The 24251-nt window shown below is 44.2% G+C and carries 20 protein-coding genes; 5 read left to right on the top strand and 15 right to left on the bottom strand.

Features of this window, described 5'->3' with window-relative positions; translation table 11 throughout:
• Nucleotides 1–78: 78 nt before the first annotated feature.
• A complete protein-coding gene (locus NST58_RS05665) occupies nt 79–1656 on the top strand; it encodes a bifunctional UDP-sugar hydrolase/5'-nucleotidase (RefSeq protein WP_339246663.1) in 1578 nt (525 codons plus the stop codon).
• Here NST58_RS05665 and NST58_RS05660 read toward each other — a convergent pair.
• The 3 genes from NST58_RS05660 to NST58_RS05650 all read right to left on the bottom strand — a co-directional run bounded on the left by NST58_RS05660 (nt 1653) and on the right by NST58_RS05650 (nt 5322).
• Nucleotides 1653–3422 (bottom strand): M3 family oligoendopeptidase, encoded by a 1770-nt coding sequence (locus tag NST58_RS05660; RefSeq protein ID WP_339246660.1) that lies wholly within the window; start codon nt 3420–3422, stop codon nt 1653–1655. The genes NST58_RS05665 and NST58_RS05660 overlap by 4 nt on opposite strands.
• Nucleotides 3423–3646: 224 nt before the next feature.
• On the bottom strand, nt 3647–4858 hold the full coding sequence (locus tag NST58_RS05655) for an MFS transporter (protein ID WP_076130619.1): 1212 nt from the start codon (nt 4856–4858) through the stop codon (nt 3647–3649).
• Nucleotides 4859–4869: 11 nt separating this feature from the next.
• Complete coding sequence (locus NST58_RS05650; protein ID WP_036676493.1) at nt 4870–5322, bottom strand: MarR family transcriptional regulator; 453 nt, start codon at nt 5320–5322, stop codon at nt 4870–4872.
• 281 nt (nt 5323–5603) lie between these two features.
• Between NST58_RS05650 and NST58_RS05645 the strand changes: the two genes are divergently transcribed.
• Both NST58_RS05645 and NST58_RS05640 read left to right on the top strand, forming a co-directional pair.
• Complete coding sequence (locus NST58_RS05645; RefSeq protein ID WP_036676495.1) at nt 5604–6143, top strand: NADPH-dependent FMN reductase; 540 nt, start codon at nt 5604–5606, stop codon at nt 6141–6143.
• Nucleotides 6144–6329: 186 nt separating this feature from the next.
• Nucleotides 6330–7238 carry a DMT family transporter gene (locus NST58_RS05640; protein ID WP_076305589.1) on the top strand — a complete coding sequence of 303 codons (909 nt, stop codon included), beginning with the start codon at nt 6330–6332 and terminating at the stop codon, nt 7236–7238.
• A 67-nt stretch (nt 7239–7305) separates the two neighbouring features.
• Here NST58_RS05640 and NST58_RS05635 read toward each other — a convergent pair whose 3' ends face one another.
• The 4 genes from NST58_RS05635 to NST58_RS05620 all read right to left on the bottom strand — a co-directional run bounded on the left by NST58_RS05635 (nt 7306) and on the right by NST58_RS05620 (nt 13138).
• Nucleotides 7306–7911 (bottom strand): flavin reductase family protein, encoded by a 606-nt coding sequence (locus tag NST58_RS05635; protein WP_076187301.1) that lies wholly within the window; start codon nt 7909–7911, stop codon nt 7306–7308.
• Nucleotides 7912–7928: 17 nt separating this feature from the next.
• On the bottom strand, nt 7929–8906 hold the full coding sequence (locus NST58_RS05630; RefSeq protein WP_076187299.1) for a ring-cleaving dioxygenase: 978 nt from the start codon (nt 8904–8906) through the stop codon (nt 7929–7931).
• Between the two features lie 297 nt (nt 8907–9203).
• Nucleotides 9204–10412 carry an MFS transporter gene (locus NST58_RS05625; RefSeq protein WP_076187297.1) on the bottom strand — a complete coding sequence of 403 codons (1209 nt, stop codon included), beginning with the start codon at nt 10410–10412 and terminating at the stop codon, nt 9204–9206.
• A gap of 143 nt (nt 10413–10555) precedes the next feature.
• On the bottom strand, nt 10556–13138 hold the full coding sequence (locus tag NST58_RS05620; RefSeq protein WP_339246657.1) for an S-layer homology domain-containing protein: 2583 nt from the start codon (nt 13136–13138) through the stop codon (nt 10556–10558).
• Nucleotides 13139–13402: 264 nt separating this feature from the next.
• On the opposite strand from NST58_RS05620, the gene NST58_RS05615 reads away from it, so the two are divergent.
• A complete protein-coding gene (locus NST58_RS05615) occupies nt 13403–14380 on the top strand; it encodes a tRNA-dihydrouridine synthase (RefSeq protein ID WP_076129221.1) in 978 nt (325 codons plus the stop codon).
• A gap of 137 nt (nt 14381–14517) precedes the next feature.
• On the opposite strand, the gene groL is transcribed toward NST58_RS05615, so the two are convergent.
• From groL to NST58_RS05580, 7 genes are all read right to left on the bottom strand, one after another.
• Nucleotides 14518–16149 (bottom strand): chaperonin GroEL, encoded by a 1632-nt coding sequence (groL, locus tag NST58_RS05610; RefSeq protein ID WP_076129222.1) that lies wholly within the window; start codon nt 16147–16149, stop codon nt 14518–14520.
• Between the two features lie 78 nt (nt 16150–16227).
• A complete protein-coding gene (gene groES, locus NST58_RS05605; RefSeq protein ID WP_036676506.1) occupies nt 16228–16509 on the bottom strand; it encodes a co-chaperone GroES in 282 nt (93 codons plus the stop codon).
• Between the two features lie 508 nt (nt 16510–17017).
• Nucleotides 17018–17785, bottom strand: coding sequence for a twin-arginine translocase subunit TatC (gene tatC, locus NST58_RS05600; RefSeq protein WP_038568942.1), 768 nt, complete (start codon nt 17783–17785; stop codon nt 17018–17020).
• 143 nt (nt 17786–17928) lie between these two features.
• Complete coding sequence (locus tag NST58_RS05595; RefSeq protein WP_036676510.1) at nt 17929–18171, bottom strand: twin-arginine translocase TatA/TatE family subunit; 243 nt, start codon at nt 18169–18171, stop codon at nt 17929–17931.
• A 139-nt stretch (nt 18172–18310) separates the two neighbouring features.
• A complete protein-coding gene (locus NST58_RS05590; protein ID WP_036676512.1) occupies nt 18311–18796 on the bottom strand; it encodes a MogA/MoaB family molybdenum cofactor biosynthesis protein in 486 nt (161 codons plus the stop codon).
• Between the two features lie 85 nt (nt 18797–18881).
• Nucleotides 18882–19352, bottom strand: a complete 471-nt coding sequence (gene moaC / locus NST58_RS05585) for a cyclic pyranopterin monophosphate synthase MoaC (RefSeq protein WP_076129224.1) — start codon at nt 19350–19352, stop codon at nt 18882–18884.
• Nucleotides 19353–19355: 3 nt separating this feature from the next.
• The gene (locus tag NST58_RS05580; RefSeq protein WP_076129225.1) at nt 19356–19991 is read right to left on the bottom strand and encodes a 5-formyltetrahydrofolate cyclo-ligase; all 636 of its coding nucleotides are present in this window, start codon (nt 19989–19991) and stop codon (nt 19356–19358) included.
• Nucleotides 19992–20235: 244 nt separating this feature from the next.
• On the opposite strand from NST58_RS05580, the gene NST58_RS05575 reads away from it, so the two are divergent.
• Entirely contained in the window at nt 20236–22176 is a 1941-nt protein-coding gene (locus NST58_RS05575; protein ID WP_339246652.1) for an ABC-F family ATP-binding cassette domain-containing protein, read from the top strand.
• 406 nt (nt 22177–22582) lie between these two features.
• Here the strand turns inward: NST58_RS05575 and NST58_RS05570 are convergent, their stop codons facing one another.
• The gene (locus NST58_RS05570; RefSeq protein ID WP_036676518.1) at nt 22583–24118 is read right to left on the bottom strand and encodes a 2-isopropylmalate synthase; all 1536 of its coding nucleotides are present in this window, start codon (nt 24116–24118) and stop codon (nt 22583–22585) included.
• Nucleotides 24119–24251 lie beyond the last annotated feature (133 nt).

Genomic DNA, 24251 nt, shown 5'->3' with positions numbered 1-24251 from the left:
AAATTTATTCCAATCTCTTAAAGTTACCAAATTATCTGCTAGAATGAGGTCTGAACTTATTATCAGGAGGGGCTATCTATGAATAAAGAGAATTCAATAACCTGTGAAATCCTCGTAACAAGTGATCTACATGGACATTTTGGGCCCGTCGATTACCGCACGGGGGAGAAACGACCAGCAGGCTTAGCAACAATTGCTACCCTCATTAAACAAGAAAGATCCCATACTCCTGAGCTGATCCTTATAGATAACGGTGATCTTATTCAAGGCACACCGTTAACTTATTATGCAGCTACACATTATAGTAATGAGCTGAATCCGGGCATAGCTGCACTAAATGAATTGAAATATGACGCTGCAATTATTGGCAACCATGAATTCAATTTTGGCAAAACTCTGCTGAATAAAGCCGTTCAGGATTCCTGCTTTCCTTGGTTATCAGCTGGAATTATAGATAACACGACAAATCAACCCGCCTTTGGTAAACCCTATATCATCAAATGGGTAGATAAAATCAAAGTAGCCGTTCTAGGGGTTACGACGCATTACATCCCCCACTGGGAGAACCCTAGCCATATTGAAGGGCTTCAATTTGAGGATTCGCTAGAGACTGTAAAGCATTGGTGTGCCATTATACGGGCAGAAGAGCAGCCTGATCTGCTCGTTGTAGCTTACCACGGCGGATTCGAACGCGATCTAAGCAGTGGAGAACCTGTAGAAAGACTAACGGGGGAGAATCAAGCCTACGCCATGTGTACAGAGGTAGAGGGCATAGATGTGCTAATTACCGGACATCAGCACCGCTCCATAGCTGGAGAGTTAAACGGTGTTACAATCATACAACCTGGTTGTAATGGACTTTCCCTCGGTAAAATCTCGGTTATTTTCCAAAAAGAAAATACACACTGGAAGATTCAGCGTAAACATGCCGAGCTCCTTAACGTTAATGAGACAACAGCTGCAGATGAAATAATCCTAGAGCTGAGCAGTACTCTTGAATCAGAAACACAAACTTGGCTGGATGAGAGAATAGGAACGGTTATCGGGGACCTGTCTATTTCCAGTGCTGATGAATGCCGCTTAGCTGACCACCCTTTTATAGAATTTATGAATAAGGTACAAATGGAGGCTACTGGCATAGATATTTCTACAGCAGCCTTACTCAGTAACGATTGCAAGGGTTTCAGCGAAACCATCACACGCAGAGACATTTTATCGAACTTCATTTATCCCAACACCTTAACCGTCCTAAGACTGACAGGACAAGATATTAGAGAGGCCTTAGAACAAACCGCTAACTATTTCCAACAAGACGAGAACGGAATAATAATCGTTAACCCCGCCTACATCGAGCCTAAACCGCAGCATTACAATTATGATATGTGGGAAGGAATACAATACGAGCTTGATACCGCTAGACCTGCAGGCGAAAGAGTCCTCCATCTGCTGTACCAAGGACAGCCTATAGAGGACTCTAAAGAATATGAGGTTGTTATGAACAATTATAGAGCCAGCGGTGGCGGAGATTATGAGATGTATAAGGGTAAAGCGATTGTTCAAGAAATTATGATCGACATATCTGAAATTGTCACGGACTACATTGAAAAGCATGGCCAAATTGAAGCTACCTGTGACCATAATTGGAGAGTTGTTTAGGCTTTAGCGATGAACACCCCAATATCGCTCTCTATCAGCTTCAACGCACTTCTCCAGAAGTCGACGGAGTGAACATCTAGATCCATTGTTTTTGCTACATCAACAATATTATGTTTGCTGGTATCCCTAAGGAACTGGCGATACTTAGGGGCGAACTCTTCGCCCCTCTTTAAATATTCCGCGTACAGCCCTTTAGAGAATAACAAACCAAAGGAATACGGAAAATTCAAAAATTCATTACTAGCCATAAAATATCCAGCTTTGTTCATCCACATGTACGGATGGATTGTACCCGGGTCAATGCCCTCACCATAGGCTTCCACCATACAGGCAATCATCAATTCATTTAGCTCTTGAACAGACAGCGGGCCTAATGCTCTTCTCTCATATAATTTGATCTCAAATAAATAACGGGCATAAAAGTCTACAAGATAATAACCGGCATCAGAAATACTTCTCTCCAGAATAAGCAGAGCTTCCTTCTCCGTTGAATTTGTAATTATGGCATGGTTCACTATCGTCTCACAAAAAATCGAAGCCGTTTCAGCAATCGGAATCGGGTAATCCGTATTCAGCATCGTTTCATTAGCCAGACAGGAGCTATGATAGGCATGGCCGAGCTCATGGGCAAGGATACTAATATCTATGGCATTTCCGGTGAACTGGGTCATAATTCTGCTCTCGCCAATCGGGAAAATATCAATGCAAAGTCCATACCCCCCTTTGCCTGATCTAGGTTCTGCATCAATCCATTGCTGATCAAAAGCCTTCTGAGCAAAACAAGACAGTTCCTCACTAAAGGTTGCGAAGCTCGAGAAGATTGTATCTTTGGCGTTAGCGTATGTAATTTTCCCGTTTTCTACACCGACTGGTGCAAAAATATCGTAAAAAGGCAGCTTTGCCGGATGTCCCAGCAGCTCGGCTTTCTTTTGATAATAGGTATGAAAGGCTGGCAGGCTCTCCCGAAGAGCAGTGAGCATAGCGGCTAAAGTCTCACTGTCCATTCTCGAAGCGATTAACACTTTTTCCAAAGAAGATTGATAACCCCGCATGCCATAAATCGTCAGCGCCTCACCACTAATGCCATTTAAGCTGGCTGCGCAGACCTCAGCAATACGACTACAGGCTTCTGCCTCCGCTTCATAAGCAGCTTTTCTTAAGCTGGCATTATTCTCATAAGCCATACTTCTTAGCTCCGCAAGTGTCACTTGTCTAGTTTCCCCATCTACCACTAGATCTGCAAGTGCACTTGAAGTCCTCTCCATATACAGTCTGCTCCATGCTTTGGATCCTGTACTCTGCATTTTGGCTATGGCCATTTCAAGTTCTTCGCTTAACTCATAGCGGGATTGTAACAGGAGTTCTCGCAAATAAAATTGATGCTCCATTAGATAAGGTGAGCTAACGATAAGCTCATCCATATGATCACAAGTGCTAAACCAGCGCTTAAAAGCCACAACTACCCCGATGATTTCTGAATTGGCCTCCTCAATATCATCAGCAAGATTCATGCCTTCCTCGGAGCCACGATCTGCGCTGAGTGTTAACTCTGCATAAGCTAACAAGCATACATATATGCTTTTATAATCATTATAAATTCTTAAAAAGCCCTCCACAGGCATGGCTGTAACGTCTTTTACATTCAAATGGTGCTCAGCCCACCGCTTTAAATCTTGTATATGCTGGGCCAGTAGCTTGCGATCCCTTTTTAACTGCTCCGATTCAAAGGAAGGATATAAACTATCTAAGTTCCATGTCATATTCATCCGCAAATCTCTCCCCCTTCGATTCCTATTCTTCTAAGCATAATCCATACCACCAGAAAAGTGCATCGACATAATTTACTTCTTCTCTTCATACACAAAAAAAGGACCCTGCCAACGTCCGGCAGGGTCAAAGTCTATATTATAAGGGGGTTATGTGATTACTATAACCCTCTTAGCTTAAAATAATATGAATAGCAGATAAAGATTGGCTTAATCTCCGAACCCTATTGACTTAAGGTTGAAGGATTCACTCTAGCCTTGTTAATCTGAATCCCCACATACACGATAAGGAACAACACCATAAACCCAGCCGAATAACGATACATTATCCCATAATCAGTTGCTGCCGAGATTGCCCCCAGAATAATGGCTCCGCTGGCTACACCCAAATCCGTTGAGTTATAGAACATACTGTTGGCCATACCATATTGTGCAGGTGTTGAGGTGCGAAGCATCCAAGCCTGGATCGTTGGCTGAATAGCACCGAAACCAAGTCCATACAGCAGTGCAGAAACGATGAGCATTGGCATAGAGGTCGTATAAGAAAGCACAGTTAAGCTTGCAACGACGCAAACCGCCGCCGGAATTAGGACAGAAGCTGGTCCTCTTTTATCAAATAATCTGCCGGAGATAGGTCTTATAATGATGATCGTAACCGCATTAAATAAAAAGAACAAACCCACTTGCTCCAGATGAACTGATTCGCCGAATAAAGCGATAAAGCTTAGCAATCCCCCGTAGGTAATTGCCAACATGACATTTAGAATGGCAGGCAATACTAACTTTGTATTAAACGGAACCTTGAGAGGTTTGGTGGATTCGCTTTGAGTTGGGGTAGGCTTTTTTTTCGGTTGCGCTGGAAGTGAACGAGAAAATAAAAGTACTGGAAAAGCAAGAAGTAAAGTTACCATACCGATCATAGCCAGTGTTCCAAAACCCGATTGTTTCATCACATTCAAGCCAATCATTGGACCGATCGACATCGCCAGGCTGGTGGATAAACCGAAATAACCTATCCCTTCACCCATTCTTTTGCTTGGAATAATCTGTGAAACAATCGTTGGGATAATCGTGCTGGCAATCCCGAATCCAATCCCATAGCCCACACGCATCAGCAGCAGTGATCCGATAGAATCTGCTACAACATAAAGGCCGGTAATAGCGGCGGCAATTGCTAAGCCAATATATAATAATACATTGCGGCTAACCTTCCGCATCAGAAAAGCGGTCATAAAACGTGAAGCGATCGCAGTTAATGCAAAGACGCTGGTAACGAGGCTGACCATAATATCTCCGGCCTGAAATTCGCTTTTTACGTAAGACGGAAACGAAGATAACAACATCTGTAAATTCATAAATAAAAATAAAGCACTAATCGTTAAAGCAATAAAAGATTTGGTCCATAATTTCGTACGTAGTTCTTGTTGTTCTAACATAACTTGCCTTCCTACTCTCCATCTGTTATTTGATCTACATGATTGTTTATTCTTAGCAGCAATTCCATGAGCAACTCATATTCCTTACTAGAAATACAGTTCATAATCTCTTCTGTCACCTTATCTTCAATAGGAACGGTTTCCTTCACCAGAGACCTTCCTTTTTCCGTAATATAGACTTTAAAAGAACGCCGATCGTTCTCACCGGTTCTTTTATAGATCAGTCCCTTTCCTTCCAAATGATCCAGAATTCGCGTTGTAGTTGGCTTATCCTTACCAGAGCGCTTAGCAATGTCCTTCTGAATCAAACCTTCCGTTCTGTCAATATGAAAAAGGACTGACCATTGCTCCGGTGTTATATCATGTTCTTTCAGCCCACTTTGAAATAACATGCTTAATTTACGATAAGTCGTGCCCATCATAAATCCTAACGTAAGCTCGGATTGGTTATGCTTTGTCGTCATGATCGTATCCCTTCTCAATTAACACTGTTTTAATAGTTGCTTAAACAATTATATTCCTAACAACTAATTTTGTAAAGGTGAAGCAAAGCTATAGACTAACTATTATAAAGTTGCTTGACAAAGCACACTATGTGCGGTATTATTATCTCATCTTAAAGATACTTAACTTAAAGACAACCAGAGTTTACTACTCTTGAGATAAATAATTTTTAAAGGTTGTGTACTTCATGGGATTTCTAGACAAACTATTTGGTAGAACAAAAATTGAGGAGGAACAAACAATGTCAAAATTAAACATCGGTATTATTCTCGGAAGTACTCGTCAAGGTCGTTTAAGCCCGCAAGTAGGAGAATGGGTTAAAAAGATTGCGGATGCACGCGGGGATGCTAATTATGAGATCATAGATATTGCAGATTTCAAGCTTCCACTATTGGGTGAGGCTGATGCAACTGAACAAGCAACAGCATGGAACACTAAACTTGCTACACTAGACGGTTTCGTATTTATCGTACAAGAATATAACCACAGTATTTCTGCATCACTGAAAAATGCGCTCGATTATGCCCGTGAAGCTTGGAATAATAAAGCAGCAGGTATCGTAAGTTATGGTTCCGTAGGGGGCGCTCGTGCAGCTGAACATCTACGCGGAATCTTGGGAGAACTATCTGTAGCAGACGTTCGTGTACACCCTGCATTGTCACTGTTCACTGATTTCGAGAACGGAACTGTGTTTAAACCAGCGGATCTGCATCTTACCAATCTTAATGGGATGCTGGATCAAGTCTTGGCTTGGAGTGGCGCATTGAAAACTCTACGTTAAGATAGCGCCTTACCCCTCTGTTATGTTATGAAGTACACCCTTTAGAATAGACATTTGATAAACCTTTGGTTTGTCCGGTCGATTCTAGAGGGTGTATTTTTTATGTGTGATGAAATGAGCACCCTGTGTAGAATCTAATCTGGTATAATCGGCGGGGATTTTAATCTACAGCAAGGAGCAATGATTATGTGGTTTATGTTTGCATTATTAACAGCCTTCGCTTGGGGAGGGGCTGACTTATTTTATAAAAAGGGGACCGATAGTCAGGATCGGTATAGCCATATTAAGATTGTCATTATCGTGGGGATAGTCATGGGTATTCACGCAACAGCTTATATGCTCATTCAAGGATTAACCTTTGATCCTATGGACTTAATCCGATATTTCCCTGTGTCTGCACTCTATATCCTGTCGATGGCAGTTGGTTATATTGGACTCAGATATATTGAGTTATCCATTGCCTCCCCCGTACAAAATTCATCTGGCGCTGTAACGACGATATTATTATTTATCTTTTTCACCCATGAGCTAGGGGCGCTTGAAATCGTTGGTGTTGCCGTTATCACCTTGGGCATTATCGGGATCGCCATCTTGGAAAAGAAAGCAGAACACCAAGCGCTTCAAAAGAGCACCACACAGATTGATAAAAAATATCAGATTGGCGTGATCGCCATCATTTTTCCAATCCTATACTGCCTAATCGATGGACTTGGCACCTTTGCCGATGCTATTTATTTGGATGAACTCAGCCTGATTAGCGAAAAAGCAGCTCTGCTCGCGTATGAATACACCTTCTTTATATGTGCTATCTTGTCTTTTACATACCTGAAATTTTTTAAAAAGGTAAAGTTCAACCTATTTAAAGAACGGGATAAGGGCTTCGCAGCCATTCTGGAAACGACCGGACAATTCTTCTACGTATTTGCTATGTCCAGCAACGCGATTATCGCGGCACCACTTATTGCTTCATACAGCATTTTTTCCGTAATATTATCGCGAATCTTCCTCAAAGAAAAACTAAGCAAGGCACAATATGCCGTTATTATCGTTGTGATTCTAGGGATTGCTTTGTTGGGGGTTGCGGACGAGCTGTAGCTTCGGTACACAAAAAGACCTGCTAAGTAGGCTTCATTGCTTACTAGCAGGTCTATTCTATAGTTGCTTATTCCGGCCTATCTATTGTAAAAATCTCTCCAAGGGTTGCGTAATTATTTCCCGCCAAACGGCTCACAGCGTTTAGAACTCTCGGGTCAATATGCCCTTCCTGATAGATCGATTCATCGATATGGAATTGAACAATTTCGCCAATAAACAAGTCACTCCCAGGTTCTTCGCCCCCTAGAGGAATTGCTTGAACAAGCTTGCACTCCATCCGCACCTTCGCTTCCAAAACGCCAGGCACAGCTACACTTGTACTTTGAATCGGTGTAAGATTCGCCAATTCAATTTCACTTTCAGAAGCAGGTAATGTGGCTGCAGTCTGATTGATCTTCGCAACATTCTCCTCATCTACAATATGCACAACAAACTGTTGATTATCGTAAATATTACGGGCTGTATCTTTTAAACGACCTGCCGGTCTTTGAATAGCCAATGAAACCATTGGAGGATTGGACGAAACGATATTAAAATAGCTAAAAGGTGCACCATTTAAGAGACCCTCTTCTGATTGTGTTGTGACAAAGGCTATTGGCCTAGGAATAATAGTGCCAATTAATAATTTGTAATTTTCCCGTTCACTGTTGTGCTTTGGATCCATTGAAATCAATTTCCTCAGCCCCTTCTTCACTCTTTCACAAAGTCGATCGTACTTCTAACGGTATCAATAGGACGGACTAACTTCTCAATTTGCTCACGTTTAGGTTCCAAGAAAGGTGGCAAAGAAAGCTTCTCGCCAACGGTCTCATATTCCTCATCTCCCATAAATCCTGGCCCGTCAGTGGCAAGCTCAAACAATATTTGTGGTGCAACACGTGTATACAACGACTCGAAGAAGTGACGATCTACATATCCTGAAGTTTGGAATCCAAAGCCTTCAAAACGCTCTGTCCACTCGTCCAGCATCGCACGATCCTCTACACGGAAAGCAGCATGGTGAACAGTCCCAAAACCTTGGCGTGAATTCGGTAAGAACTCGTTATGCTCTACAATAATTTGTGCACCGTTTCCGCCTTCGCCAACTTCAAATAAATGATACGTCTCTTCCTGAGCAATTTCTTTAAACAACATCACTTTCTCCAATACTTCTTTGAAGTAGTTGAAATCAGCAATTCGTACAAAGATCGGTCCCAAGCCAGTTATTGCATACTCCAAAGGGATAGGTCCTTTTTGCCACGGTGTACCTGATACGACACCTTTATTCAATTCATCTGAAATAAGTTGATACTGTTGATCATCGAAATCTACGAAGGATAATGTCTTTTTGCCGAATTGCTCTTTAATGCCGGTATGCTTCACTGCAAGCCGATCAAAACGCTTAACCCAGTAGTCTAATGAAGCATCTGTTGGTACCCGGAAGGATGTTTTCGCAATCTCGTTAGTTCCATGAACCCCTTTAGGGATGTTAGGAAAATCAAAGAAGGTCATATCTGTTCCGGCGCTGCCCTTATCATCTGCAAAAAACAAATGATACGTCTGAATATCATCTTGATTAACTGTTTTCTTCACTAGACGCATACCTAACACGTAAGTAAAAAACTCGTAATTTTTCTCTGCGCTGCTTGTGATGGCTGTAACGTGGTGAATCCCTTTTAAGTTTCTCATTGTTATACACTCCTAATGTTTAGTTGATTTTGACTCGTAATATAATTCCCAAGAACAAAAAGGTTTAGTTTAATTATCTTAATGTTAAGATATTACTTAAAAAAAAGATCTTTTTCTACTGTACAAGCTCTTTGGTGGATAGCATCGAGTTTTTATCTTCACTTTAAATATCTTTAACTTAAGATAAGTTTAGCACTGAATCTGTAGGAAGTCAACGCTTTGAAGCTTTCCATATAAAAAAGGCTCCACACAAGTTCAATGAACTCGTATGAAGCCGGGATATTTTATATCATCTCATTAGGTTAAGTTATGATGCTGAGTGATGACCGCTGCTTGGCTTTGATGATCCATCTTATAACATATCAACGTAATCACACAGGCCAATATCGCCAGGATGGCAGCAGCTATAGGAAGAGAGATTAATCCTCCATGCCCGGCAACCACTCCACCGATCGCGGACCCGCCTGCAATTCCCAGGTTTGAGGCTACTGGATTCAATGAGGCAGCAAGATCCTTCGTTTTTGGTGAGAATTGCTTAGCTAAGTCAATCAAATAGAGCTGCGCAGGGGCGCTCACAATACTCGACATCATGGCTAGAGCCATTAGCACAATCATTCCTAGAATGGAAACAGATGCGGTCATACTAAAGATAACATAGACCACAGCTTGGATAAGGAACACGAATCTCAGCTTACTAACCGCATTCCCGGTCGCAACCTTGCCACCAATCCAGTTGCTGACAATCGTGGCAATTCCGTATACAAACAGCACACCGCTAACTGAGCTTTTAGGAACGTTCATGACTTGCTCCAGTATAGGTGTAATGTAAGTGTACATTACAAATACGGCTCCCACTGCCGTAACCGGAATGAGAAATGCAAGAATAATGCGGCCGTTTGTGAGCAATCCGATCTGATCCTTGAGTGAGCTAGGCACAGGTTTCGGTAATTGGCGTGGAATATAGATATAATTTAGGACTATGGCAACTCCAGCTAATATCCCATTCAGAACAAACGCTGCTGGCCAATTAAAAAACTGCCCGACGAAAGTACCGATCGGCACACCAAAAACATTCGCAATAGCAAAACCACTCAAAATTGTAGCAATCGCTTTGCCTCTCTTCTCCTGATCAACCGCTTCATTCGCTACCGTAATGGCTACAGAAAGAACAAAGCCACATAGTATGGCAGTAACTATTCTAGTCACCAGCAGCATACTGTAAGTTCCAGTTACAGCACTCCACAAATTTAGCAGTAAAATCAATACAAGTGATACAAGAATCGTAATCCGTTTCGGAACACGGCTGCACAAGGACATCATAATTGGTGTGCCAATGGCATAAGAAATCGCGAAACCAGATACCAATCCCCCGGCTGTCGCAAGCGTAACTCCGAGGCTTGAGGATATTTCAGAGAGTAAACCAACAATAATATACTCCGTCGTACCCAGAATAAAAGCCATAAAAGTAAACGAGAAAATCAATGCGTTCTGACGTGTTGTTTTCATGGTGCTCTCCATCCTGTTTATCTCTATTTTTATATGAACATACCTTACTCATAATACTCATTTAGACTATATTGAGCAATCCTATTTTTTCATAAAAAAAGAAGCTTCCCACAAGTTCAAAGAACTCATGAGAAGCTTCTAGTTTAAGCCGGTGGCAAAATAATTAAGGTAATGACTTGTTCCTCGGAATAAGATCTGGCTGTTCCAGGTCCATCCGCATCTGCTTTGAACTTAATGAGATAGGTCCCGGGTGCCGGCATCACTTTATTATGAAGTTCAAAAGCGATATCCGAAACACCTATGTTACTTCCTGTGAAAGTTAACGTATGCCCATTATTGCTAATTTGATCACTCGTCGGATGTGTCCATCCACTAATGGTATAATAGTCGTTTGTGGTAAAGGTAATGCCTTCCATCGTTACCTGAATTTCAGCATTCGTAAAGCTTTCTCCGGAGAAAAAGTCGAAGCGAATGCGCGATTGTGTAGAACCCGTTATCAGTTGTTTTGTTTTTGAACCGCCGCCTCCGTCAAAGCCATATATAGAGCTAGTAACCGTAGGTGTGGTCAGAACACCATTAACAAGCTCAATCGTAACCGCATGTACAGCGTTCTTCGTTGATTCATTATTGGATGAATCCTTAGCGGTAATCACGAAACGATACGTTCCTGCGTTCAGATCCCCAATATTGGCCGCACTCACAGCTCCGTCTGCTGCACTAGTGCCTAATGCGATGTCTGTTCCTAATTCGTCGGCATCTACTTCGCCGTTCTCATTCGCATCCGTCCACAGGTAGGCTTGTACCGCTGCTCCTTGCTCCCCGATGGCTCCCGCTAACCCGCGAAGCTGATCTTGTGTCCCGTTGTAGTTGTCGATCGCCTCGAACTTGGCTGCGTCCACTACCGGTGCAGTCGTATCCGGAACTTCGTTTTTGCTTAAGGTCACTGTAACCGCATGTGCAGCGTTCTTCGTTGATTCATTATTGGATGAATCCTTAGCGGTAATCACGAAACGATACGTTCCTGCGTTCAGATCCCCAATATTGGCCGCACTCACAGCTCCATCTGCTTCGCTGGTGCCTAATGCGAGGGCTGTTCCTAACTCATCGGCATCTACTTCACCGTTCTCATTCGTATCCGTCCACAGGTAGGCTTGTACCGCTGCTCCTTGCTCCCCGATAGCTCCCGCTAACCCGCGAAGCTGATCTTGTGTCCCGTTGTAGTTGTCGATCGCCTCGAACTTAGTTGCGTCCACTACCGGTGCACTCGTATCCGGAACTTCGTTCTTGCTTAAGGTCACCGTAACGGCATGGGCAGCATTCTTCGCTGATTCATTATTGGATGAATCCTTAGCGGTAATCACGAAACGATACGTTCCTGCGTTCAGATCCCCAATATTGGCCGCACTCACAGCTCCGTCTGCTGCACTAGTGCCTAATGCGAGGGCTGTTCCTAATTCGTCGGCATCTACTTCACCGTTCTCATTCGCATCCGTCCACAGGTAGGCTTGTACCGCTGCTCCTTGCTCCCCGATGGCTCCCGCTAACCCGCGAAGCTGATCTTGTGTCCCGTTGTAGTTGTCGATCGCCTCGAACTTAGTTGCGTCCACTACCGGTGCACTCGTATCCGGAACTTCGTTTTTGCTTAAGGTCACCGTAACCACATGTGCAGCATTCTTCGCTGATTCATTATTGAATGAATCCTTAGCGGTAATCACGAAACGATACGTTCCTGCGTTCAGATCCCCAATATTGGCCGCATTCACAGATCCGTCTGCTTCGCTGGTGCCTAAAGCGATGGCTGTTCCTAATTCGTCGGCATCTACTTCACCGTTCTCATTCGCATCCGTCCACAGGTAGGCTTGTACCACTGCTCCTTGCTCCCCGATGGCTCCCGCTAACCCGCGAAGCTGATCTTGTGTCCCGTTGTAGTTGTCGATCGCCTCGAACTTGGTACTTTCAACCATAGGTGCATTTGTATCTGAATTGCTGCTATGCTCACTTTGCGAAGAGGAAGACCCTCCAACAACAGGAGTAGGCACTGTTACCGGCTCTTTACTCGGTTGAGCAGTTGGGGTGGAGGCGGGCTGCTCAGTGTTTCCGTTCTCCTTAAACTTCAGAAACTTAGAGGCTACTAGAGCTACGGCCTGACGATCTACTTTGGCATCAGGATTAAAAAAATTATTATATCCGGTAATCAATCCATATTCCACAGCAGCAGCTATAAAATCTTTGGAATAATCAGCAATTTGGCTACTATCAGCAAATTGTAAAGTTCCAGCTTTACCCGTAGGATTGACTCCCAATGCTCTCACGAACATGACGACCATATCCTGACGTGATAAATTTTGCCCCGTACCGAAAAGATTACTGCCTGTACCCTTAATCAATCCGGCTTTGACAGCTGCCTCTACATAGCTGTATGCGTAGTTGCTTGTGGGAACGTCCAGAAAGGTTGGCAGTGCAGGAGGGTTTGAAACATCCAGCTTTAATGTCTTTGCTAAAATAATTGCAAAATCCTGCCTTGTAATATTCGACGTAGGATAGAACTTACTCTCTCCGACACCGGTCACTATCCCCTGATCGAATAGCTCAACAATCGCTTTCTTTGCGTATGAGCCATCAATATCAATAAAGGAAGCCGCTGCCGATCCTTTGGTCGGCATAATGATAGGGCTTGATAATACAGCAGCAGCCAATATAGAGCTTATCCATTGCTTTTTGTTCACTTGCTTATCCCCCTGTTCTTTGGATGCGTTATGTCGTTTGTCTATAATCGATTCGTTAACACGATTCGACTTTATATTACAAACTTTTCATCTACAGGATTATAACAAGTATCAATAAACAGATTATAAACAAATAGCCATGGATGAACATTCTCATATCATTGATTCTGTGCATCAAACGAAAAAAAATGATACTATGTATGATGGGTATAGGACTTTGCTATCCTTATATCGTTTTTATATATTACAACAAGAGGAGATAATATGAGTAACGAACAAAACTTTTGGCTTGATTTACCGAAGCCGTTTTTTATATTAGCGCCCATGGAAGATGTCACAGATGTTGTATTTCGGCACGTCGTTAGTGAAGCTGCAAAACCCGACGTATTTTTCACAGAATTCACAAATACAGAAAGCTATTGTCACCCTGTAGGAAAAGACAGCGTACGTGGTCGATTAACGTTCACAGAAGATGAGCAACCGATTGTCGCTCATATTTGGGGTGATAAACCCGTATTTTTTGAACAGATGAGCATTGATATGAAAAAACTTGGTTTTCGTGGTATCGATTTAAACATGGGGTGCCCAGCACAAAACGTTGCATCGAATGGAAAAGGTGCTGGATTAATAAAACATCCTGAAGTTGCTGCAGAAATTATTCAAGCAGCAAAAGCAGGTGGATTGCCGGTTAGTGTTAAAACAAGATTAGGATACTCTGATATTGACGAGTGGCGCGATTGGCTAGGACATATATTGAAACAAGATATTGCGAACCTTTCCATTCACCTTCGTACAAAAAAAGAGATGAGTAAAGTAGAGGCACACTGGGAACTAATCCCTGAAATAAAAAAATTACGCGATGAAATTGCTCCAAATACGTTGTTAACTATTAATGGAGATATTCCTGACCGCGCAACAGGATTAAAATTAGTAGAACAATACGGCGTTGATGGAGTCATGATTGGCCGCGGCATTTTCACCAATCCATTTGCTTTTGAAAAAGAACCTAAAGAACACAGCGCGAAGGATTTTCTCAATTTACTTCTTTTACAGCTGGATCTTCACGATAAATATTCAAATGAACTTGAGCCACGTTTATTTAAACCACTTCTTCGCTTTTTCAAAATCTATGTTCGTGGATTTAGAGGCGCAGGCGAACTAAGAAATCAATTAATGGATACAAGATCAACAGATGAAGTACGTCGTTTAGTAAAAACTGTTTTAGAGCAAGAATTAGATTAAATTATACCCACAAAAAAATGAGAGACCTCTCAAAAGTTCAATGAACTTATGAAAGGTCTCTCATTTTTGTACTATGTGGTCAAATGGTGTTTCCTCTCAAGGAAACTCATCATCGAATTGCTTCGATAATGATTTCCTTACATCATGCCGCCCATTCCACCCATGCCGCCCATATCTGGCATGCCGCCGCCTTTTTCAGGCTCAGGCTTGTCAGCGATAACTGCTTCAGTAGTCAAGAACATAGCCGCTACGGATGCAGCATTTTGAAGCGCGGAACGAGTTACTTTAGCAGGGTCAACGATACCCGCTTCGAACATGTTCACCCATTCACCAGTAGCAGCGTTGTAGCCGATACCTACTTCTTCTTTTTTCAAGCGGTCCACAATTACGGAACCTTCTTGACCAGCGTTAGCTGCGATGGTGCGAATTGGCTCTTCCAACGCGCGAAGCACGATGTTAACGCCAGTTTTCTCGTCACCAGTTACGTCTACAGCAGCAACAGCGTTATATACGTTCACAAGAGCTGTACCCCCACCGGATACGATACCTTCTTCAACCGCTGCGCGAGTTGCGTTCAGGGCATCTTCGATGCGAAGTTTGCGCTCTTTAAGTTCAGTTTCAGTTGCAGCGCCAACTTTGACAACGGCTACGCCGCCAGCCAATTTAGCCAAACGCTCTTGCAATTTCTCTTTGTCGAACTCGGAAGTTGTTTCTTCCAGTTGAGCACGGATTTGGCTTACGCGTGCATTGATGTCCGCTTTGTCGCCGCTTCCGTCTACGATTGTTGTGTTTTCTTTAGTTACGCGTACTTGACGTGCGTTACCCAGTTGTTCAATGGAAGTGCTCTTCAGATCAAGACCGAGCTTCTCAGTGATCACTTGGCCACCAGTCAGGGCAGCGATATCTTGCAGCATAGCTTCACGACGGTCGCCAAAGCCAGGAGCTTTAACAGCAACAGCGTTGAATGTTCCACGCAGTTTGTTCACGATCAGCATAGCTTGTGCTTCGCCTTCGATATCTTCAGCGATAATAACAAGCGGTCTAGCTTGTTGAACGATTTTTTCAAGCAATGGAAGAATTTCTTGAGTGCTGCTGATTTTTTTATCAGTGATCAAGATGTATGGATTCTCCAAAACAGCTTCCATTTTGTCTGTATCAGTAATCATGTATGGGGAAATGTAACCACGGTCGAATTGCATACCTTCTACTACTTCAAGCTCAGTAGCGAATCCACGGGATTCTTCAACAGTGATAACACCGTCTTTACCTACTTTTTCCATAGCTTCAGCGATCAATTGACCTACTTCATCGTCAGCAGCAGAGATAGCAGCTACTTGAGCGATAGCTTGGGAATCTTCGATAGGCTTAGCGATTTTTTGCAATTCTTCAACAGCTGCACGAACCGCTTTGTCGATACCTTTACGGATAACCATTGGGTTAGCACCAGCAGTTACGTTCTTCAGACCTTCGCGGATCATAGCTTGAGCCAGAACCGTTGCAGTTGTAGTACCGTCACCGGCTACATCATTAGTCTTAGTAGCAACTTCTTTAACCAGTTGAGCACCCATGTTCTCGAATGCATCTTCAAGTTCGATTTCTTTAGCGATCGTTACACCATCGTTAGTGATGAGTGGGCTACCAAATTTCTTCTCAAGCACCACGTTGCGGCCTTTTGGTCCAAGTGTAACTTTTACCGCGTTTGCCAGAGCATCTACACCACGAAGCATAGAGCGGCGAGCTTCTTCACTGAATTTAATTTCTTTAGCCATTGTGTAATTACCTCCTAGAATTTTTTGTATATCATATTACTTTAAGTAGTTTAGATTTAGCTTATGATCGACTCTTGCTTAGTCAAGAATCGCGTGAATGTCGCTTTCTTTCATAATCAAATATTCTTTACCTTCATATTTGATTTCTGTACCTGCATATTTTGAGAAAAGAACACGGTCGCCTTCTTTAACTTCAAGCGCTACACGTACTCCATCTTTCAAAGCTCCGCTGCCTACTGCAATAATAGTTCCTTCTTGTGGCTTTTCTTTCGAGGAGTCCGGAAGCACAATCCCGAATGAAGTTGTTTCCTCCTGCTCGCTCGGTAGCACCAATACGCGTTCACCTAATGGTTTGATCATGAAAAAATAGCCTCCTTTAAAATTATGTTATTTTGCTTCAAAACATAGTTTAGAACTTACCGGTCAAACTTAGAATGCTGTGATGTTCTTGAAAAATATCAATGGAACCCTGCTAATCTCCAGCCCATCTCCTATTTTTCAAGAGCGTTAGCACTCAACAGCGTGCAGTGCTAACAACAATTTTTATGATACTCAACTTGAGCCCGGATTTCAAGTCTTTTTACACAAATTCGTATTAGTTTTCGCAAAAAAATACGTTTCAATGCTTGTCCAAGCACACACTCTATTACATTGTATCCACGGGTTTTGAAAATATGCGTAGGATTCCAGCGCTTTCCTCTCACCCCTTATAGATATGAAGGTTGCTAGAATGGTTAGACCTTTGCATCTAATGATCCTGATCGATAACAATTACTTACTAAGTGTATTCAATCCAACTAATGAAATCAACTTATAGCAAAAAAGCTGCCACATTCGTAGAAAATCTACTTAGCGGCAGCCTCTCTCCTCACTCCTGCTTCTGAACATACCGTTCATCCCGTGCCGCGTCCGCAGCAAGTTGCTTGCGATAGACAAATGCAGATAAAAATACACTGAACTCATACAAAATGAGCAGTGGAATCGTCACCAGAAAGTCTGAGATAAAATCCGGGGGCGTGATAACTACAGCAATAAAAACAAGCGTGAAATAGGCGTACCGACGCATTTTACGCAAGCGTAGCGGGTTGAGTACTCTTAGTTTGGTCAGAAACATCACCAGCAATGGAAGTTCAAACAGCAATGCCAGCGGCAATACCAGGCTGAACATGAAGTTAAAATACTGTGCAATCCCGTAGGTCTCTTCCAGTCCCATGCTTCTGGTAATTGAGATCGTGAACGAAAGTGCCATTGGAAAAACAATATAATAAGCAAAAGAAAGACCGATAAGGAAAAGAACAAACACATAGGGAACATAACGAAGTGTCGCACTTCGCTCCTCCGGCCGCAGGCCCGGACTGATAAATGCCCACAGCTGGTAGGCAATAAACGGGACAGAAATCACTAGCGAAACGGCCATCGCGATCTTCATGTACATCCCAATGCCATCCCAGAATGAGAATGCATGCAGAACAAAACCTTGCGCCAGGTCCGTGCTAATCAAATAATCGTAAATGGGCTTTGCACAAAATAAACCGCCAATTAATCCAAGGACAAATACGATTAACACATAAATAATCCGTTTGCGCAGCTCGGTGAGATGATCCACCACCGACATTTCTTCCGATTTCAGAGACATCCAGACACCATCCCATGACAAGAGTAAAAAAGATAACACTAACTTTCTTCAAAGCAGTGTCCGTTGCTGCGGAAAGCAAAGAAAAAGGGGCGTCTCCTCAAGTCTAGTAGACTCCTGAGATTGCCCCATTGAAAGATCTTCTATTATTCCGGCAGGCGTTTGTCCTGAGGAATATCTGCAGCGACCGTTTGCGGGGCCGTCGGCACAGGAGCTTCGCTCTTCTTCACCGGTTCATTATCCCCGATGATTTCACGCGCGCCTTCCTTAAATTCACGGAAGGTTCGTCCAACTGCACGGCCTAGCTCTGGCAGTTTATTTGGGCCAAAGAGCAGAAGTGCCAGTATGACCAACAAAATAATACCAGGAGTACCAATTCCACTAAACATTATTATTCCTCCTTGTCCACCTGTCCGTTCATGGTATCGTTTACTTTAATTTAATAATACCATAACTTATGTCACAGTTACATCCACTTTCTTCTATAAATAGATTATCATTGTGACGTGACAAGAAGATGACAAAGGGTTATTGACGGTATTGGCCAGTTACCATGAGCAGTGCTTCCGGTAATTGATCCATAATAGCTGCCAGATTCTCATGAACACCCTTCGGCGTTCCAGGTAAATTGACAATCAACGTGCGACCGCGAATGCCGCATATCCCACGAAAAAGCATAGCTGCACGGTTTTTTTGCATCACTGTGCTTCGCATAGCTTCTGAGAGCCCAGGCACTTCCCGTTCTACCACTCGTCGAGTAGCGTCCGGGGTTACATCACGAATTGCCAGATCTGTGCCTCCGGTGGTCAGTACCAAATCTGCCTGAAAATAGTCTGTCAGTTCAATCAAGGCTGCGATAATCTCATCTTGTTCATCGGGAACGATTCGATATTCAATGATCTCGCCACCTAGTTCCTCTTCCACCAGCTCCCGAATAACCTGGGCGCTCGTGTCTTCCCGTTCGCCCCTGGCCCCTTTATCACTGGCCGTTAGGATTGCTGTCTTCCACGCCATAGGTTTGTCCTTCCTCTCTATATGTATAGTTGGCTGTACAGTTCAGCCTGCTCGCCTCAGCGCTTCGAACAAAAGCAGCTGATACTTATTCGAGCGCATAATCTCCGTTCTTGCCCCCGCTCTTAGATACCAGAAGCGTCGGTCCGATAATCATATCCTTCTGAATAGCCTTACACATGTCGTACACCGTTAGTGCTGAGGCAGAAACAGCGGTTAAGGCTTCCATCTCTACTCCGGTTTTTCCTGTAGTACGGACTGTTGCTTCTATATAAAGTTCATCTTCGCTGTTATCGGAGAAGCTGATATCAATACCGGTAAGTGGCAGCGGGTGGCACATAGGAATCCAGTCTGACGTCTTCTTAGCCGCCATAATCCCGGCGATCTGTGCAACAGCAAGGACATCACCTTTGCTGATCTTGCCACTCTTAATGGCGCTCAGCGTTCCAGCAGCCATCTTGATCATACTCCGCGCGACAGCTGTCCGCTTCGTAATCTCCTTCTCACTCACATCCACCATACGAGCTCTTCCCTGCTCGTTGAAATGGGTCAATTCCATGGCTCACTCTCCTTTTCGGCAGTGCACTATACCATTTTCAGTAATCAGCATGTCCATTAAAGCATCATGCTCATCCATCGGCACCCTTGGAACCAACTGCATGCCGTAAGCTAACCCGATCCATATCGGGGGCTGTGCGCTAACGTACCCGGCTTTCTCCCAAGACGCACGTAGCCGGTCATAGTATCCTCGACCGTAGCCAAGCCTGCCGCCTTGAAGATCAAATGCTAGCCCTGGTACGAACACAACAGCAGGTAGCTTAATCTCTTCAATCTCTAATAAATCTCTGCTGGAGACAATAGGTTCATGGATTCCATAAGCCCCCGGCTCTAAATCGCTCCATGCATTCACCGCGTGGACACTCATTTCACCACTTGCTGGAATTACACGCGGCAACAGCACCTTACGCTGATCTTTCCACGCCTGTGTGATAAGTGGGCGGGTATCAAGCTCTGAACGAAAAGACACATAGGCCATTAGTGAAGTTATACCCTTCGTCTCCAGCCACTCCAATGCATAGTGGCAGACTTCAGATGATAGTTTACTTCTCTGGTCCGAAGACAGCTCGTTTCGGGCGATGGTCTTCTCCGTTCGTAATTGTTGCTTTACTTTGGAGATCTCCGACTCCTTGCTGGACATTGTCGGCCTCCCCCTCTTATTCATCCCTAGCTTATCCTTGTTTGTAAATCCAGTTTACCACTCTTCTCCCCGGTTCGCCAAGGTGGATAGAACTGTGTTATCGGACTAGGTCGTTATTCCCTCCTTACATTAGATCGAACCCTCGCTTGGGAAACGCTTTTCATGTAAACTATAGAATAAGTTGTTCATACGGCTGAGGGATAAATACCAAGGCGAAATATGCAAGGGTGGAGGTTTCATCGTTATGCTTCTTCAAGCGACAGGAATTACTAAATCATATGGTATACAGAACGTACTGGATGGCATAAGCCTACAGGTAAATGAAAAGGAACGTGTCGGGCTAGTGGGTGTGAATGGTGCCGGCAAATCAACTTTTCTACAAATTCTGGCCGGTGAGATGTCTTATGACAGCGGTCAAATTCATAAATCAAAAGAAACAACAATCGGATATTTAGCTCAGAATAGCGGACTGCAATCTGACAAAACCATTCATGAAGAAATGATGGCGGTCTTCGCTCCGCTGATCGAAGCCGAAACTGAGCTGAGAGAGTTAGAAGTAAGTATTGCTGATCCTAAGCTCGCGGAAGACCCCAAGCGGTACGAAGAACTGCTTGAACGATATGCGCGGCGCTCGGATTGGTTCAAGGACCACGGCGGCTATGAAATGAATACACGGATTCGCAGTGTCCTACACGGCATGGGCTTCAGTGATTTCCCACCAGATACACCCATTTCTACCCTTAGTGGAGGCCAAAAGACCCGGCTCGCGCTGGCCCGTATTTTGCTTCAGGCTCCAGATCTTCTGATGCTGGATGAGCCTACTAACCATCTGGATATCGAAACGTTAACGTGGCTGGAGGATTACCTCCGCAGCTATGCTGGCGGGATTCTGGTTGTATCCCATGACCGTTATTTCCTAGACCGTCTCGTGACCACTATTGTAGAGATCGAGCGGCACCAGTCCCGGCGTTATACGGGTAACTACAGTCGTTATGTAGATTTGAAGGCTGCCGAATATGAAGCACGGATGAAGCAATATGAGAAGCAACAGGATGAAATTTCTCGAATGGAGGATTTCGTTCAGAAAAATATTGTCCGGGCTTCCACCACAAAACGTGCGCAGAGCAGACGCAAAGCGCTTGAGAAGATGGATCGTCTAGATCGTCCAATGGGCGATCTGAAGAAGGCTAGCTTCTCCTTTGAGCCAGACTTCATGTCTGGAAAAGAGGTGCTTCAAGTGCGCAATGTTGCGGTTGCCTTTAATGAAGGTTCACCTTTATTCAAGGACGCTTCTTTTGAGCTTCGTCGTGGGGAGACTGCTGCCCTGATCGGTCCCAATGGTATCGGTAAATCCACACTGCTGCAGTGTATGACCGGAACCCGTGAGCCTTCTGCTGGAACGGTGAATTGGGGCACTAAAGTAAAAATTGCTTATTATGATCAGGAACAGACCCGCCTTAATCCACAAAATACGGTTATGGAAGAACTGTGGAGTGAATATCCAATGATCGAGGAAGCCAGAATTCGTACGATCCTTGGTAATTTCCTTTTTAGCGGAGAGGATGTTCTTAAGAAGATTTCCGCACTCAGCGGCGGCGAAAAAGCTCGGGTTTCGTTATCTAAACTAATGCTCCGCGGTGCAAATATGCTAATTCTCGATGAACCTACCAACCATTTGGATCTGGTCAGCCGTGAAGTTCTGGAATCTGCTTTAATTGATTTCGAAGGCACCCTGCTGTTCATCTCCCATGACCGTTATTTTTTGAACAAAATGGCGGAACGGGTACTGGAGCTACATCCCGAAGGGATCGACCAATACCTCGGCAACTACGATGACTATGTCGAGAAGAAACGAGAATTAGAAGAGATTGCAAAAGATGCCGCTGAACTAGCTACTAAAAACGTCAATAAGGACAATGCTGTACCTGAAAAAAGCGCTGTAACCTCTTTTGAAGCAGACAAGCAGGCTAAGCGTGAAGAGCGTAACCGCAAACGGCGTATCGCAGAGCTTGAGGAGAAAATTGCCTCACTTGAAGAATCAATCGTATTTATAGAGCATGAAATGACTAAACCTGAAGTTTATCAGGATTATTTAGCACTTCAAGGTTATGAAGAGGACCTGAAGAACAAAAAATCTCAGCTGACAGATTTCTTTAGCGAATGGGAAATCCTTGCTGACGAATAATGTAAATCCTCCTTATAAATATTTTTTCATCGTTCTAGATTTGTTCATAAATAGTTATCCACAGCTCTATACACAGGTTCCGTGTATAACTCTCTACTTCAAAAGACCCTTCGGGGTCTTTTTTATGCGTTAAATCGGTATTTTCAAGGAAAAGGAATTATTATCCACGGATCTATCCACATTATCCACAATTCTCACAGTGTTTCATTGCCAACAAAATTGTTTATTAGAGCATTTTGAAAAAAGCCGTTATTGCTGATTTTACGCACTTTTTACACAACTCAGGCAGAATATGTGGATAACGTTGTCCACAACTTGACAAAAGACGTAACCCCATTTTACAAGACTGATTTTATGCTAAAAAAGAACCCGCTATCTCCTAAACTGACAGCGGGCACGTCGTATTTTAGACAATCTGTGTAGAGAGCAGGGCAGCATTACAGGCTGCGATATAAGCGATGCCTGCCGCCATAATTATATCTTGGTGAGTGGCCGTGCCTCTGAATTTAAGGCCCTCCCACTCCACCATCACCGCTGCTTCTGCTTGCGCATTCTCTCCGCTTCCAAGCGAATGAAGCTCGAGTCCTGCAAAGTCTATCTCCTCAGCAATCCCTTGCCCAATAGCGGCGATAATCGCTTCAAGCGGACCTTCACCAGTGCTGGTATGTGACGTTTCCCGGCCAGTCTGCAGATGGCGTACCGTAACTGCAGCTACACGGCGCTGGGCACTGCCCGCCAATACCTGAACCTCACCCAGCTCATAGACCTGAGCTTGTTGTCCAGTTGTACTGCTTACCATTTGCAGCAGCTGGTCATCACTGACGACCTTTTGACGGTCAGCGGTCTCTTTAAAGGACTCATAAAGTGCATCCAGCTCCGCAGGCTCCAGCGTTATTCCATACTTCGCAGCCCGATCCTTCAGCGCATGTCTGCCAGAATGTTTGCCCAGAATGATCATGCTGCGGGGGATGCCCAGCCGTTCGGGATCCATAATCTCATAGGTACTACGATCCTTGAGCAGGCCATCCTGATGAATCCCGGATTCATGCTGGAAGGCATTTCTTCCGACGACCGGCTTGTTATAGGCGATTGGAAAATGCATCGCTCCACTAATCAGCCGTGAAGTATCATACAGTTTATCGAGCACGATGCCTGTTTCTGCACCGATTGCATCGCCGCGGGTTTCGAGCGCCATAACAAGCTCTTCCAGTGCGCAGTTCCCTGTGCGCTCGCCTACACCATTCACGGTGACTTCTATCTGAGTCGCCCCTCCATCAATCGCTGCCAGACTGTTAGCTACAGCCAGCCCCAAGTCATTGTGACAGTGGGCACTATAGCTGACCTTGCCGCCGCCTCTTGCTCCCTGCCGCACTCTCCGGAACATCTCGCCATATTCATGTGGCAATGCGTATCCTACTGTATCCGGCAGGTTAATAATGGAGGCCCCTTCCTCTATAACTGCTTCAACCATTTCAATCAGATCATCAATCCCTGTCCGCGCAGCGTCCATGGCCGTGAATTCAACTACATCACAGAATTGTCGCGCATAAGCCGTCATCTCGCGCGCTTTAGCTACGACTTCAGCTCTGCTCATACGCAGTTGATGCTGCAAATGAATATCAGAAGAGGAAATGAACAAGTGAATCCGCCGACGTTCAGCATCTTGAGTCGCCCGGACTGCAGCATCGATGTCTCCTTTTACGGCCCGCGCGAAACCACAAATCTCCACGTTGCGCACCTTGCGCGAAATCGTCTGCACCGCTGCAAAATCTCCAGGACTCGATACCGGGAACCCCGGCTCCATTACATCAACACCCAGATCAGCTAGCTTATAAGCCAGCAATATTTTTTGCTCAGGAGTCAGACTAGCCCCAGGGGCCTGCTCACCGTCACGCAGGGTCGTATCGAAAATTTGAATACGTTTCTTAACTGGAATAATCATCTGAATTCCTCCTAGTTTTGTTTTCATGTAATTGGATGCCTTATCTCTATCCTATGCTTCAGCGCAGAACCACACGTCGACTTGCGGTTCTGCTCATTTCCCACCCACTGCTGCCGGCAGCTGAAACAAATGA

The sequence above is a fragment of the Paenibacillus sp. FSL R10-2796 genome, assembly GCF_037965315.1.
In the GTDB taxonomy this organism is placed as follows: Bacteria; Bacillota; Bacilli; order Paenibacillales; family Paenibacillaceae; genus Paenibacillus_AQ; species Paenibacillus_AQ odorifer.
Note: the sequence above shows the minus strand (reverse complement) of the source record. Positions and strands in the feature narration are given on the sequence as shown.

Coding starts and splice junctions, on each gene's coding strand:
- NST58_RS05645 (WP_036676495.1), top strand. CDS start 5,604: ATGTCAAAATTAAACATCGGTATTATTCTCGGAAGTACTCGTCAAGGT.
- NST58_RS05580 (WP_076129225.1), bottom strand. CDS start 19,991: ATGTCCAGCAAGGAGTCGGAGATCTCCAAAGTAAAGCAACAATTACGA.
- NST58_RS05595 (WP_036676510.1), bottom strand. CDS start 18,171: ATGTTTAGTGGAATTGGTACTCCTGGTATTATTTTGTTGGTCATACTG.
- NST58_RS05640 (WP_076305589.1), top strand. CDS start 6,330: ATGTGGTTTATGTTTGCATTATTAACAGCCTTCGCTTGGGGAGGGGCT.
- NST58_RS05615 (WP_076129221.1), top strand. CDS start 13,403: ATGAGTAACGAACAAAACTTTTGGCTTGATTTACCGAAGCCGTTTTTT.
- NST58_RS05660 (WP_339246660.1), bottom strand. CDS start 3,422: ATGAATATGACATGGAACTTAGATAGTTTATATCCTTCCTTTGAATCG.
- moaC (WP_076129224.1), bottom strand. CDS start 19,352: ATGGAATTGACCCATTTCAACGAGCAGGGAAGAGCTCGTATGGTGGAT.
- NST58_RS05655 (WP_076130619.1), bottom strand. CDS start 4,858: ATGTTAGAACAACAAGAACTACGTACGAAATTATGGACCAAATCTTTT.
- NST58_RS05630 (WP_076187299.1), bottom strand. CDS start 8,906: ATGAGAAACTTAAAAGGGATTCACCACGTTACAGCCATCACAAGCAGC.
- NST58_RS05625 (WP_076187297.1), bottom strand. CDS start 10,412: ATGAAAACAACACGTCAGAACGCATTGATTTTCTCGTTTACTTTTATG.
- NST58_RS05575 (WP_339246652.1), top strand. CDS start 20,236: ATGCTTCTTCAAGCGACAGGAATTACTAAATCATATGGTATACAGAAC.
- NST58_RS05590 (WP_036676512.1), bottom strand. CDS start 18,796: ATGGCGTGGAAGACAGCAATCCTAACGGCCAGTGATAAAGGGGCCAGG.
- NST58_RS05570 (WP_036676518.1), bottom strand. CDS start 24,118: ATGATTATTCCAGTTAAGAAACGTATTCAAATTTTCGATACGACCCTG.
- groES (WP_036676506.1), bottom strand. CDS start 16,509: ATGATCAAACCATTAGGTGAACGCGTATTGGTGCTACCGAGCGAGCAG.
- NST58_RS05650 (WP_036676493.1), bottom strand. CDS start 5,322: ATGACGACAAAGCATAACCAATCCGAGCTTACGTTAGGATTTATGATG.
- tatC (WP_038568942.1), bottom strand. CDS start 17,785: ATGTCTCTGAAATCGGAAGAAATGTCGGTGGTGGATCATCTCACCGAG.
- groL (WP_076129222.1), bottom strand. CDS start 16,149: ATGGCTAAAGAAATTAAATTCAGTGAAGAAGCTCGCCGCTCTATGCTT.
- NST58_RS05665 (WP_339246663.1), top strand. CDS start 79: ATGAATAAAGAGAATTCAATAACCTGTGAAATCCTCGTAACAAGTGAT.